The organism is Nocardioides sp. NPDC087217, from assembly GCF_044744805.1.
Taxonomy (GTDB): domain Bacteria; phylum Actinomycetota; class Actinomycetes; order Propionibacteriales; family Nocardioidaceae; genus Nocardioides.
This window is the reverse complement of the sequence record NZ_JBIUZB010000002.1, coordinates 1,434,295-1,446,967: the sequence shown is the minus strand read 5'-3', so window position 1 is coordinate 1,446,967 and position 12,673 is coordinate 1,434,295. Positions and strand designations below refer to the sequence as shown.

Genomic DNA, 12,673 nt, shown 5'->3' with positions numbered 1-12,673 from the left:
TCAGATCCACCACCCGGATTCGGACCTCAGCCGCAAACACCTTCGGCATGACAACACTCCCTCACTCAGCGTTGCCTCGACCGATTGATTCCGCCGAGCACACGAGCCGCCATCGACTGGCGATGACGGCTCGTGCGGACCACGTGCGGACTGCGGAAGGAGGGACTACCTAAACCAGCAGGTCAACAGGCGGTTGGTGCTCAGATGTCGTAGTAGAGCTCGAACTCGTGCGGGTGCGGGCGGAGCTGGATCGGGAGGATCTCGTCGTTGGTCTTGTAGTCGATCCAGGTCTCGATCAGGTCGGGGGTGAAGACGTCGCCCACGGTGAGGAAGTCGTGGTCGCTCTCCAGAGCCGACAGGACGGCACCGAGGGAGGTCGGCACCTGGTTGATCTCGGCCATCTCGTCCGGCGGCAGCTCGTAGATGTCCTTGTCGATCGGAGCGGGCGGCTCGATCTTGTTCTGGATACCGTCGATGCCGGCGAGGAGCAGGGCCGAGAAGGCGAGGTACGGGTTCGAGGACGGGTCCGGGAACCGGGTCTCGACGCGCTTGGCCTTCGGGTTGGTGCCGGTGATCGGGATGCGGACCGCGGCGGAGCGGTTGCGCGAGGAGTAGACCAGCGAGATCGGAGCCTCGAAGCCCGGGACCAGGCGGTGGAAGGAGTTCACGGTCGGGTTGGTGAACGCCAGCACCGACGGGGCGTGCTTCAGGATGCCGCCGATGTACCAGCGGGCCATGTCGGAGAGGCCGCCGTAGCCGGTCTCGTCGTAGAACAGCGGCTCGCCGGCGTTCCAGATCGACTGGTGGACGTGCATGCCCGAGCCGTTGTCACCGAAGACGGGCTTCGGCATGAAGGTGACCGTCTTGCCGGCCTCCCAGGCGGTGTTCTTGACGATGTACTTGAACTTCATGACATCGTCGGCAGCCTTGAGCAGGGTGTCGAACTTGTAGTTGATCTCGGCCTGGCCGGCGGTGCCGACCTCGTGGTGGGCGCGCTCGACGAGCAGGCCGGAGGCCTCGAGGTTCTTGACCATCGTGTCGCGCAGGTCGGCGAAGTGGTCGGTGGGGGAGACCGGGAAGTAGCCGCCCTTGTAGCGGGTCTTGTAGCCCAGGTTGTCCGAGCCGTCGGGGTTCTTGTCGGCACCCGAGTTCCACCAGGCCTCGACGGAGTCGATCTTGTAGAACGACTCGCCCTCGGAGGTGTTGTAGGCGACCTTGTCGAAGATGAAGAACTCCGCCTCGGGGGCGAAGAACGCGGTGTCACCGATGCCGGTCGAGGCGAGGTACGCCAGGGCCTTGCGCGCGATGTTGCGCGGGTCGCGAGAGTAGGCCTCCCCGGTGATCGGGTCGTGCACGAAGTACATCAGCGCGAGGGTCTTCGCGGCGCGGAACGGGTCGATGTACGCAGTCGTGACGTCCGGGTAGAGCGCCATGTCGGACTCGTTGATCGTCTGGAAACCACGGATCGACGAACCGTCGAAGGCCATCGGCTCCAGGTTGAACGACGACACCGGCACCGTGAAGTGCTGCTGGACGCCAGGCAGGTCGACGAAACGGATGTCGACGAACTCGACCCCCTCGTCAGAGATGAACTTCAAGAGCTCGTCGTCAGTGCTGAACATCAATCCTCCTTGGCTCACCCGGGCGGGAAGAGCCAGATAGGTCTCTCGCGATCGAGGCCGGACCCTCATGGATCCGACCGTGCCACGCAAATTACGAAGGGACGGTTGCGCAGGAGTGTCGCAAATGTTTCAGGCGTGTAACAGGTTGTGTGATTTGATCGGCAACCATCCCGGATCTCACCCCTCAAGACGTTGCCGCCTACGCTTACGACGTGACCAGTTCCGCCACTCCTGCGACGCCCACTCTGCCTTATGACACCGCGAGCTGGGGCAGGCGCGTCCTGGCACTCTTTATCGACTGGCTCGCGTCGTCGCTGGTGGCGTCGGTCTTCCTCGGCGTACGGGCGCTGCCGTTCGGGTCGCTGCTCGCCGGTGTCGACCCGCGGCCGACCGACAACCTGTGGATCCTGGTCGTCTTCATCGTGCAGACGGCGGTCTTCACCACGCTCGGCGGAGGCTCCTTCGGCAAGCTGGTCACCCGGCTGCGTACGGTGCGGGTGACGACCGGTGAGCCGGACGTACGCCCGCTCGATCCGCTGCGGAGCATCGCCCGTCAGATCCTGGTCGTCCTCGTCGTACCGCCGCTGGTCTTCCGTCCTGATCGGCGCGGACTCCACGATCTGGCGGCAGGTACGGCGACCGTCACGCTTCAGACCTATCGACACGTGTTTCGCCGGCTTGGTTGAGCAGCTTCCGAGGGTAAGTTTGACAGGTCAGCCGCAAGCAGCGGCAAACACGAAGGGAAGCTCAATGACGCTCAACCGTACTCTCGGGCCACGTGGCCTCTGGCGCCGCGCCGCTGTGGCAGGCGTGCTGGCCGTATCGCTCTCGGGCCTGGTGGCCTGCGGTGGCGGTGGTGGGGCCGGCGGCGCCAGCGAGGGTGACTCGGTCTCGGCCGAGGAGATGACCGAGGTGATGAAGAAGGCGACCGACATCGACACCGCCCACTTCACCACCAAGATGGACGCGAAGGCGTCGGGTCAGACGGTCTCGATGACCGGCGAGGGCGACATCCAGAAGGAGCCGCCGGCGCAGCACTCCACCATGAAGATGAGTGGTGGCTCGATGAACATGGATCTGGAGACGATCCTTGTCGACGAGAAGATCTACATCAAGGGCATGATGGGCGACTCGTGGGTGACCGCGAGCACCGACGATCTCGCCAAGATGGGCGGGACCAGCCTGGAGTCGATGAGCAACCCGCTCGCGTTCTTCGACGGCATGGAGGAGTCGATCAAGTCCTCCAAGTTCGAGGGCGAGGAGAAGGTCGACGGCACCGACACCAAGCACTACAGCTTCACCGTCGACTCCGCCGGGCTCGCCGAGAGCCTCGGTGCCGACAGCACCAAGGGCATGCCCAAGACGATCGACCAGGACATCTGGGTCGACGCGGACGGCCTGCTCCGCAAGGCCGAGGTCGGCATGGGCGAGACGGGCACCGTCGAGATGCTCCTGTCCAAGCACGGCGAGGACGTGACCATCGAGGCGCCGCCGGCGGACCAGGTCACCGACATGCCGAGCATGGCCGGCTGACAGCCAGTTCGTAGGCAGCAGGGCCGGTCCCGAACGGGGCCGGCCCTTTGTCGTTTTCGGGGCACAGTATTCGTGGGACCGTGCTCGCATGACTCTCGACCCCGAAATCACCCGGCAGATCGAGGCCAACCGGGCCAACTGGGACGCGCGTACGCCGATCCACCTCGCCAGCGCCTTCTACGGCATCGACGGGTCGCGGCCCGCGGAGTCGTGGTTCGCCGACTACGAGTGGAGCGACCTCGGCGAGCTCACCGGTCGCGAGGTCGTGCATCTGCAGTGTCATCTCGGCACCGAGACGGTGGCGTTCGCGCAGCGGGGAGCGGTGACGTACGGCCTGGACATCTCGGCCGAGGCAGTGGCCGCGGCGCGCCGGATCGCCGCCGAGCGCGGCCTGGCCGTCGACTACCACGAGGCCGACGTCCACGACGCCGTCGAGGTGCTGGGCGCCGGCCGGTTCGATGTCGTCTACACCGGCAAGGGCGCGGTCTGCTATCTGCCCGACATCGACCTGTGGGCACGGGTCGTCCACGATCTGCTCAGGCCCGGCGGGTTCCTCTATCTGGCCGAGTTCCACCCGCTCCTCGACGCCCTCGGTGAGGTGCCGGAGCCCGGTCGGGAGGACTCGCTCGAGCTGCGCCACGACTACCTCTCGGGAAGGGGCGCGATCGTGAAGGACTCGACCCACACCTACACCGACGGGCCGGCGCTGAGCACTGCTACGACGGCGTACGAGTGGCGCCACGGGGTCGGCGAGGTCGTCACCGCCCTCGCCGGCGCGGGTCTGCGGATCGAGGTCGTCCGCGAGGACGAGCGGCTGCCGTGGCCTCGCTTCCCGTCCATGGTGGCGGGGGAGGATGGCTGGTTCAGGCTGCCCGAGCAGGCGCCCCGGATCCCGCTTCTCTACGCGATCCGGGCACGCCGGCTGTGACGGTCAGCGGCCGCGGAGGTTGCCGCGCATGCCCTTCATCGAGGTCGGGACGGGGCCCTTCGGGATCGGCATGGTGCCGCGGGTCGCGTCGACGGCCTTGAGGCGGTTGAGGATGTCGGTGATCTCGGGGCCGGAGACGTTGCGGCCGATCTTGGTGACGTGCTTGGTCAGCTGAGGCAGCGGCACCTCGTCCTCACCGTTGCCGGCGACGACGGTCGTGATCGGCACCTCGGACAGGACGCGGGCGTGGGTGCGCTTGGTGCTGGCCAGCAGCGAGCGGACCTTGCTCGGGCTGTTGCCCTCGCCGACGAGGACGACTCCCGGAGGACCGACCACGCGGTGGACCAGCGTCTGGCTGCGCGGCTCGACGCCGACCGCCTGGGTGACGGTCCAGCCTCGGCGGAGCATGGTGAGGGCGGCGTAGCCGCCACCGACCTGGCCCTCGAGCCGGGCGTACATTACCTTCTGCGCGCGCCGCGAGAAGACCACCATCGCGGCGAGAAGGCCGGCCAGCAGGGCGCCGACGATCGTGAAGATCCAGGAGAAGATGCCCTCGCCGGGCAGGAACCAGAAGATCACGCCGGCGACCGCGGCGACGACCACGAAGATCGAGCCGAGGATGAGGCCGATCTTGGGGTCTGACTGCTTGGTGAGCTTGTAGGTCTCCACCATCTGCTGGCGGCGACTCATGGTGCTCGGGTCGGTCTGGGACATCTTCCTCTTTCAGTTCTCGTACGCAGGGACTCAGGAAGCCACGGAGGAGGCGTCGCGCGCCTCGATCGCCTGACGGTACAGCCGACCGGCGCGGTAGGACGAACGAACGAGCGGACCGGACATGACGCCGGAGAAGCCGATCTCCTCGGCCTCGGCCTGGAGCTCGATGAACTCCTCGGGCTTGACCCAGCGCTCGACGGGGTGGTGACGCACGCTCGGGCGCAGGTACTGCGTGATCGTGATCAGCTCGCAGCCGGCCGCGTGCAGGTCGCGCAGCGCCTCGGAGACCTCTTCGCGGGTCTCGCCCATGCCGAGGATCAGGTTGGACTTGGTGACCAGGCCGAAGTCGCGGGCCTGGGTGATCACGTCGAGGCTGCGCTCGTAGCGGAACGCGGGACGGATCCGCTTGAAGATCCGCGGGACGGTCTCGACGTTGTGCGCCAGGACCTCGGGGCGGGACTCGAAGACCTCGTTGAGGAGCTCGGGGATGCCGTTGAAGTCGGGGATGAGGTTCTCGACGCCGGTCTCGGGGTTGAGCTCGTGGATCTGCTTGACGGTCTCGGCGTAGAGCCAGGCACCGCCGTCGGCGAGGTCGTCACGGGCGACGCCGGTGATGGTGGCGTACTTCAGGCCCATGGTCTGCACGGACTCGGCCACGCGGCGGGGCTCGTCACGGTCGAGGTCGGTCGGCTTACCGGTGTCGATCTGGCAGAAGTCACAGCGCCGGGTGCACTGGTCGCCACCGATGAGGAAGGTGGCCTCGCGGTCCTCCCAGCACTCGAAGATGTTGGGGCAGCCGGCCTCCTGGCACACCGTGTGCAGGCCCTCGGACTTCACCAGCGCGGTGAGCTCCTTGTATTCGGGCCCCATCTTCGCTTTCGTCTTGATCCACTCCGGTTTGCGTTCGATCGGAGTCTGCGCGTTGCGGACCTCGAGACGGAGGAGCTTGCGACCTTCTGGGGCAGGAGCTTGAGTCACCCCACAAGGGTACGCCGCGTGGTGGTGGAACCTCGAAGGCAGGCGGCTACTGGTCGGTCACACCGGCCGTTGCCGATCCGCTCAGCCCAGGCTGGGGGAGAGCAGCGGAACCCGTGGGGTCTTCGCGGGGTCGGGCTTGGCCTCGAGGCTCGGGCCCTGCTCGTAGTCGCGCCAGGAGAGCATCTCCGCGATCTGCGCGTGGAGCACGGGCATCGCCTCGGCGTTGCCGATCTGCCGCCCGGCTTCGATCGAGAGGGTGGTGACCCCGGCGTCGGAGATACCGCACGGCACGAACCGCTCGTACCAGCCCAGGTCGACGTCGCAGTTGAGCGCGATGCCGTGCATAGTCACGTGCTGGCTGACCCGCAGCCCGATCGCTCCGACCTTGCGCTCCAGGCGGCGTACGCCGTCAGGGGTCTCGCCCGCGGGCAGCCACACCCCGCTGCGGCCCGGGACGCGGTAGGCGGTGACGCCGAACTCGGCGCAGGTGCGGATCATCGCCTGCTCCAGACGGCGTACGAAGTCGACGACCTTGACCTTCTCCGGCAGCCGCACGATCGGGTAGGCGACGATCTGGCCGGGGCCGTGGAAGGTCACCTCGCCGCCGCGGTCGACGTCGATCACCGGGGCGCCGCCGGGATCAGCGGGCCGGTCCTCCGGCTTCGTACGCTTCCCGGCGGTGTAGGTCGGCGGGTGGTCGAGCAGCAGCACCGTGTCGGGCTCTTCGCGGTCGACCACGCGCTGATGGATCTGCTTCTGCAGCTCCCAGGCGTCCAGGTAGTCGATCGTCCCGACCTCAACGAAGCGCAGCTCAGTCACACCGAGATCGTACGCCCCGGGCCGAGCCGGACGGGCAGTGCCCGGAACGGTGAGCGCCGGATCGGCGGGATAACGGTTTGGCGATATCCCGGCGGAGGTAAAGAGGCTGTGCGCAGAATGCGCGTGTTTCGACTGGCCGCGCTCGGGAGCGATCGGTCTTCGGATCAGTCTTGAAAGGCACCCAGACGTGCGTACCACCCAGAACCGTCGCCGCCTCGCGGCGGCCGTCCTTGCCCTGACCGCGACCTGCACCGTTGCGGCATGTGGTGAGACCGGCAGCGACGCGAAAGACACGGCTTCCGCGGCCGATGCCGCACCTTCGATCGAGCCCGGCACCACGCTGTCGGCGTCAGAGGCCATGAACGTCGTGAAAGCGGCCGCCGCATCCATGTCGACAGTCCACGTCGACATGGAGATCAATGCCGTCGAGGAGGGCGAGAAGATCGCCGGAACCGGCGAAGGCGACTATCAGCAGGACCCGATGGCCTTCCACGTGAAGGGCGAGATCAGTGGCGACGACGGACCGAGCACGGTCGAGTTCGTCACTCTCGACGACACCGCGTACGCCAGCATGGATGGCGAATGGGTGATGGGCGGGTTCGCCACCGTGATGTCGGCGATGATGCCGTCGCCCAACCTCTTCCTGGACTCTGTCACCCACGCGATCTCTGCGGACACCACGACGTACGTCGGGCAGGCGACGATCGATGGTGTCGACACCGCTCACTACACGTTCGATGCGGGCGAGTCGGACTTCGGAGCGGAGGGCTCGACCGTCGATGTCAACGTCGACTCCGAGGGTCGGCTGGTGCGCATGAGGATGGATGGCGGGGACTCCGGGAACATCGTCTTCGACCTGTCCGCTCACGGCGAGCCCGTGACCATCGAGAAGCCGAGCGGCAAGATCACCGACATGTCCGACATGGACCTGTAGCCGTCACCCGGTGAGATGACGAGCGGCGCGGCCCCCGTGGGGACCGCGCCGCTCGTTGCTTACCGGCTCAGAGCTCGAACTGAGCTGCCTCGAGGCGCTTCTTGACGTCCAGGAGGAAGCGGCCGGCGTCGGCGCCGTCGACCAAGCGGTGGTCGTAGGTCAGCGCGACGTTGACCATGTAGCGCACCGCGATCGTCTCGCCGAGGTCCGGGTCGTCGATGACGACCGGACGCTTCACGACAGCACCCGGGCCGAGGATCGCGACCTGCGGCTGGTTGATGATCGGGGTGTCGAAGAGCGCACCGAACGAACCCAGGTTGGTGATCGTGAAGGTGCCGCCGGAGAGCTCGTCCGGGGTGATCTTGTTGTTGCGCGTGCGGTCGGCGACGTCCGCGATCTTCTTCGCGATGCCGGCGATCGAGAGGTCGCCCGCGTCCTTGACGACGGGGGTCAGCAGACCCTTCTCGGTGTCGACGGCGAAGGCGATGTTCTCGCGGTCGTAGTAGGTGACCGTGCCGGCCTCGATGTCGATCCCGGCGTTGAGCTTCGGGTGCACCTTGAGCGCGTCGATCGCGGCCTTGGCGAAGAACGGCAGGTAGGTCAGCTTGACGCCCTCGCGCTGCAGGAACCCGGCCTTGTTGGCCTCACGGAGGCGGGCGATGTTGGTGACATCGACCTCCATGACCTGGGTCAGCTGCGCCGCGGTGTGCAGCGACTCGGTCATCCGCTCGGCGATCACCTTGCGCAGACGCGAGATCTTCTCGGTGGTGCCACGCAGCGGCGACGGGGCCGCGGGGGCGGCGGAGGCGGCCGGAGCAGCCGAGGCCGCCGGAGCGGCGGCTGCCGGGGCAGCGGCCGGAGCCGACTTCGCGGCGGCCGCCTGGAGGATGTCCTCCTTGCGGATGCGGCCACCGACGCCCGAACCCTGGACAGTGTCGAGGTCGACGTTGTGCTGGGCGGCGAGCTTGCGTACGAGCGGGGTCACGTAGCCGCCGGGCTGAATGGCCGGGGAACCGTCGGTGGACGGCGCCGCGTGAGCCGGGGCCGCGGGAGCAGGAGCCGCGGGGGCGGGCGCGGCCGGAGCCGGGGCGGCAGGAGCCGGAGCGGGTGCGGCGGCGGCCGGAGCGGGTGCGGCGGCGGCCGGAGCGGGTGCGGGCTCCGGGGCAGGAGCCGGCTCGGGCTCCGGGGCGGGCTCCGGGGCCGGGGCGGCGGGCGCGGGCTCGGCAGCCGGAGCGGCGCCGGCGTCACCGACGAGCGCGAGCACGGCGCCGACCTCGACGGTCTCGTCCTCGGCGACCTTGATCTCGAGCAGGGTGCCGGCGACCGGCGAGGGGATCTCGGTGTCGACCTTGTCGGTGGAGACCTCGAGCAGCGCGTCGTCGACGGCGACCGTGTCGCCGACCTGCTTGAGCCAGCGGGTGACGGTGCCCTCGGTGACCGACTCGCCCAGCGCGGGGAGAGCAACCTCGGTGGCGTTGCCGCCGGCGGCGGGCGCCGGAGCGGCAGGCGCGGCGGGCTCGGCGGGAGCGGCCGGAGCGGCCGGAGCCTCGGGCTCGGCGGCGGGGGCGGCGGCCTCGGGCTCGGCCGCGGGCGCGGCGGGCTCCGCGGGAGCGTCATCGGCGCCGGCCTCGTCGGCAGCGCCGATGATGGCGAGCAGGCCACCGACCTCGACGGTGTCGTCCTCGGACGCCTTGATCTCGAGTACGGTGCCGGCGACCGGCGAGGGGATCTCGGTGTCGACCTTGTCGGTGGAGACCTCCAGCAGGGCCTCGTCGACCGCAACCGTGTCGCCGACCTGCTTGAGCCAGCGGGTGACGGTGCCCTCGGTGACGGACTCGCCGAGTGCCGGGAGAGTTACTTCGGTGGCCATGGGTTCCTTCGTTCTACGTCTGTTCGTTGCTCTACTTGTATGTCCGGACACGCGCGTCGCCACGACCGAGCCCGAGGGCTCGGCGAGGAGACTCCGTGAGAGAAAGGCGCATCGGTCTGGGTCGACACCTGCCCGACGCACTCATGATGCCGCCAGACGGGCGGCCAAGGGCGTCGATCACGGAGCCCATCTTGTCACTACCCCCGCAGCGCTGTGTCAACCGGACCACTACTGATCGGTAGCCATCTCGCGTACGTAGTCCACCAGTGTTGCCACCGCCACACCCGTACCTCCGGGAGTGAGATGGCCCGAGGCGCCACCACTGTTGAAAGAGGGTCCGGCGATGTCGAGATGGGCCCAGGGGAGACCGCCGGTGAACTCGCGCAGGAAGGCGGCGGCGTACAGCCCACCGCCCCAGCGGATCCAGTCGTGCTGGTTGAGGTCGGCCACCTTGGAAGAACGGATTCGCTCGTCCATCCATTCCGGGATGGGCATCGGCCACATCTGCTCGCCGGCGACGTCGGCGGCGGCGAGAACACGGTCGACGACGTCCTCGGAGCCGAGTACGCCGCTGACCCGGTCACCCAGCGCCATCACCATGTGACCGGTGAGGGTGGCGACGTCGATGATCAGGTCCGGCGAGACCTCGGTGGCCCGCACCAGGGCGTCGGCGAGGATCATCCGGCCTTCGGCGTCCATGTTGGAGACCTCGACGGTCGTGCCGCCATAGTGGGTGACCACGTCACCGGGGCGGTAGGACGAGCCGGAGACCATGTTCTCCGCCATCGGCACGAACGCGGAGACCTTCACCGGCAGCCCGAGGCGGGCGATCGCGAAGGTCGCCTGGGCCACCGCGGCAGCACCGGCCATGTCCGACTTCATCGTGGACATCGAGCTGCCCGGCTTGATGGTGAGGCCGCCGGAGTCGAAGGTGATTCCCTTGCCGACCAGCGCGATGTGGCCGCGCGCGTCGTCGGGGGAGTAGGTGAGCTCGACCAGACGCGGCTTGGCCGCCGAGCCCATGCCCACCGCGAGGATTCCGCCGCAGCCGAGCTCGGCGAGCTGCTTCTCGTCATACACGGTCGTCTCGACGCCCTCGACCAGCTCGGCCACGTGCGCGATGGCGTCGGCGAACGCCGGGGGAGTGAGGTCGGCCGGCGGGATGTTGACCCACTCGCGGGTGCCGGCGACCGCCTGGGCGAGGACCTGCGCCTCCTCGAAGGCGGTGACCGCGTCCGTACGCCGCGCGATCGCGCTCAGGATCGCGACATCGCTCGGCCCGTTGCTGTCCCCGCCCGACTTGCCGCCGTTCGACTTGGCTGCGCTCGATTTATACGTCGTGTAGGTGTAGCCGCCGAGGACGTAGCCCTCGGTGACGGCACGCACCAGTTCGGGGGTGTCGGAGGGAAGGGACACGGCGACGGAGGTCGCGTTGGGGACCGAGCGAGCGGCGGCGCCGGCGGCGCGGCGTACGGCATCGGCCGAGTAGGTGCCGTCCGCCCTGGCTTTGCCGAGCCCGACCAGCACGAGGAGCTGGGCGCCGATCTCGCTCCCGGCCGGGAGGCGAGTGACCTCACCGGCCTTGCCACTGACACCGAGGGTGGCGAGCATCCCGCGCCACCGGCGACCGTAGGCGGCCTTGACATCCTCCGCGCCGGCGGTCGCCTCGACAGCCTTCGCGCCCTGGCCGATGCCGACGACGACCGCCTCGGCACGGGTCTTGGCAGGGGAGGCGGTACGCAGCGTGTAGGTGATGTCAGGCAGGGTCACGCCGTGCAGTCTAGGTGTGGCGCGCCCGGAGGGGGCGCCGACCGGGGAGTGTCGGCCTGGTGCGATAAGTTCGCGGTATGGCTGAAGAGACCTCCACGGGGGGCGGGTCGGAGCTGCTCCAGTCCCCTCTGCACGAAAACCACGTCGGGCTCGGCGCGAAGTTCGGTGAGTTCGGCGGCTGGTCGATGCCGCTGGAGTATTCCGGCGTCATCAAGGAGCACACGGCGGTCCGTGAGGCAGTCGGGGTCTTCGACGTCAGCCACTTGGGCAAGGTCATGATCAGCGGGCCGGGTGCGGCCGACTTCGTCAACGAGTCCTTCACCAATGACCTCAACCGGATCAAGCCGGGCAAGGCCCAGTACACGCTGTGCTGCGACGAGGAGACCGGCGGCATCGTCGACGACCTGATCGCCTACTACCGCGACGACGAGCACGTCCTGATCGTTCCCAACGCCGCCAACACCCCGGAGGTCGTGCGTCGGCTCCAGGAGGCCGCGCCCGAGGGGATCAACCTCGCCGATCACCACCGCGACTACGCGGTGCTCGCCGTCCAGGGGCCCAAGTCCGACGAGCTGCTCGAGGCGGTCGGGCTGCCGGCCGGTCACGAGTACATGTCCTTCGTGGAGGCGGCCGCTCCCGACGTACTCGGTGACGAGATCGGCGTGGTCGTCTGCCGCTCCGGCTACTCGGGTGAGCGCGGCTACGAGCTGATCGTCGCCAACGAGGCCACCGCCGCGCTCTGGGAAGCGCTGCTGTCCCGGGGCGAGGAGCTCGGCGCGGTGCCGTGCGGCCTCGGCGCCCGCGACACCCTGCGTACGGAGATGGGCTACCCGCTCCACGGCCAGGACATCGCCCTGGACGTCACTCCCAACGAGGCCGGCCTCGGCTGGGCCGTCGGCTGGAAGAAGGATGCCTTCTGGGGCCGCGACAAGCTGGTCGCCGAGAAGGAGGCCGGCCCGGAGCGCGTCCTGCGCGGCATCGTCGCCGTCGGACGAGGCATCCCACGCCCACACATGACCGCGTCCCTGACCGCCGACGTGCCGGTCGGCGAGGTCACCTCCGGCACCTTCTCGCCCACGCTGAAGAAGGGCGTCGGCCTGGTGCTCGTCTCGACCACGGTCAACCCGGAGGCCGAGATCGGCATCGACGTACGCGGCCGCCGCGAGATCTTCCAGCTCACCAAGCCGCCTTTCGTCCCCTCGCACGTGCGGGAGGGGTGAGCAACGTGAGCATTCCCGACGTCCCCTCCGTCTTCAAGCAGCCGTCGGCGGCCGACCGGCCGTGGTGGTGGCAGCTCGTCGACGCCTCGGGCGCCGAGGTGTCGGTCGACGGCGACCTCGCCGGCCAGCGCTTCGCCAACCAGAGCGACGCCGAGTCGTGGGTGGGCGAGGTCTGGCAGGACCTCTTGGACGCGGGCGTGGCCGCGGTGGTGCTCTTCGAGCACGACCGGCAGGTCTACGGTCCGATGAAGCTGACCGCCTGAGGCTTCTCTCCGGCCATGGCTA

General features: G+C 68.5%; 12 protein-coding genes. 6 read left to right on the top strand and 6 right to left on the bottom strand.

Annotated features, from left to right (window positions below; all coding sequences use genetic code 11):
* Positions 1–200: 200 nt before the first annotated feature.
* On the bottom strand, positions 201–1,622 hold the full coding sequence (gene glnA, locus ACIO3S_RS14360; protein WP_160022394.1) for a type I glutamate--ammonia ligase: 1,422 nt from the start codon (positions 1,620–1,622) through the stop codon (positions 201–203).
* A 212-nt stretch (positions 1,623–1,834) separates the two neighbouring features.
* Here glnA and ACIO3S_RS14355 point away from each other — a divergent pair, with 212 nt between their 5' ends.
* From ACIO3S_RS14355 to ACIO3S_RS14345, 3 genes are all read left to right on the top strand, one after another.
* On the top strand, positions 1,835–2,308 hold the full coding sequence (locus ACIO3S_RS14355; protein WP_400464566.1) for an RDD family protein: 474 nt from the start codon (positions 1,835–1,837) through the stop codon (positions 2,306–2,308).
* A gap of 64 nt (positions 2,309–2,372) precedes the next feature.
* Complete coding sequence (locus ACIO3S_RS14350) at positions 2,373–3,155, top strand: DUF6612 family protein (protein ID WP_400464563.1); 783 nt, start codon at positions 2,373–2,375, stop codon at positions 3,153–3,155.
* Positions 3,156–3,243: 88 nt separating this feature from the next.
* Complete coding sequence (locus ACIO3S_RS14345; protein ID WP_400464560.1) at positions 3,244–4,083, top strand: class I SAM-dependent methyltransferase; 840 nt, start codon at positions 3,244–3,246, stop codon at positions 4,081–4,083.
* Between the two features lie 3 nt (positions 4,084–4,086).
* On the opposite strand, the gene ACIO3S_RS14340 is transcribed toward ACIO3S_RS14345, so the two are convergent.
* From ACIO3S_RS14340 to lipB, 3 genes are all read right to left on the bottom strand, one after another.
* On the bottom strand, positions 4,087–4,797 hold the full coding sequence (locus tag ACIO3S_RS14340; RefSeq protein ID WP_350718309.1) for a DUF4191 domain-containing protein: 711 nt from the start codon (positions 4,795–4,797) through the stop codon (positions 4,087–4,089).
* A gap of 30 nt (positions 4,798–4,827) precedes the next feature.
* A complete protein-coding gene (lipA, locus tag ACIO3S_RS14335; RefSeq protein ID WP_141794074.1) occupies positions 4,828–5,775 on the bottom strand; it encodes a lipoyl synthase in 948 nt (315 codons plus the stop codon).
* 81 nt (positions 5,776–5,856) lie between these two features.
* On the bottom strand, positions 5,857–6,594 hold the full coding sequence (gene lipB, locus ACIO3S_RS14330) for a lipoyl(octanoyl) transferase LipB (RefSeq protein WP_160022406.1): 738 nt from the start codon (positions 6,592–6,594) through the stop codon (positions 5,857–5,859).
* Between the two features lie 187 nt (positions 6,595–6,781).
* On the opposite strand from lipB, the gene ACIO3S_RS14325 reads away from it, so the two are divergent.
* Positions 6,782–7,528, top strand: a complete 747-nt coding sequence (locus ACIO3S_RS14325; RefSeq protein WP_400464555.1) for a DUF6612 family protein — start codon at positions 6,782–6,784, stop codon at positions 7,526–7,528.
* A gap of 67 nt (positions 7,529–7,595) precedes the next feature.
* On the opposite strand, the gene sucB is transcribed toward ACIO3S_RS14325, so the two are convergent.
* Both sucB and ACIO3S_RS14315 read right to left on the bottom strand, forming a co-directional pair.
* Positions 7,596–9,398, bottom strand: coding sequence for a 2-oxoglutarate dehydrogenase, E2 component, dihydrolipoamide succinyltransferase (sucB, locus tag ACIO3S_RS14320; RefSeq protein ID WP_400464552.1), 1,803 nt, complete (start codon positions 9,396–9,398; stop codon positions 7,596–7,598).
* Positions 9,399–9,626: 228 nt separating this feature from the next.
* On the bottom strand, positions 9,627–11,168 hold the full coding sequence (locus tag ACIO3S_RS14315; protein WP_400464550.1) for a leucyl aminopeptidase: 1,542 nt from the start codon (positions 11,166–11,168) through the stop codon (positions 9,627–9,629).
* Positions 11,169–11,245: 77 nt separating this feature from the next.
* Between ACIO3S_RS14315 and gcvT the strand changes: the two genes are divergently transcribed.
* Together gcvT and ACIO3S_RS14305 are read left to right on the top strand one after the other, a co-directional pair.
* Entirely contained in the window at positions 11,246–12,388 is a 1,143-nt protein-coding gene (gene gcvT, locus ACIO3S_RS14310) for a glycine cleavage system aminomethyltransferase GcvT (RefSeq protein WP_400464547.1), read from the top strand.
* 5 nt (positions 12,389–12,393) lie between these two features.
* Positions 12,394–12,651, top strand: a complete 258-nt coding sequence (locus tag ACIO3S_RS14305) for a hypothetical protein (protein ID WP_176883497.1) — start codon at positions 12,394–12,396, stop codon at positions 12,649–12,651.
* Positions 12,652–12,673 lie beyond the last annotated feature (22 nt).

Bases quoted from the DNA above. Each gene is read 5' to 3' on its own strand.
- ACIO3S_RS14340 (WP_350718309.1), bottom strand. From the start codon at position 4,797: ATGTCCCAGACCGACCCGAGCACCATGAGTCGCCGCCAGCAGATGGTG.
- ACIO3S_RS14345 (WP_400464560.1), top strand. From the start codon at position 3,244: ATGACTCTCGACCCCGAAATCACCCGGCAGATCGAGGCCAACCGGGCC.
- ACIO3S_RS14350 (WP_400464563.1), top strand. From the start codon at position 2,373: ATGACGCTCAACCGTACTCTCGGGCCACGTGGCCTCTGGCGCCGCGCC.
- gcvT (WP_400464547.1), top strand. From the start codon at position 11,246: ATGGCTGAAGAGACCTCCACGGGGGGCGGGTCGGAGCTGCTCCAGTCC.
- glnA (WP_160022394.1), bottom strand. From the start codon at position 1,622: ATGTTCAGCACTGACGACGAGCTCTTGAAGTTCATCTCTGACGAGGGG.
- sucB (WP_400464552.1), bottom strand. From the start codon at position 9,398: ATGGCCACCGAAGTAACTCTCCCGGCACTCGGCGAGTCCGTCACCGAG.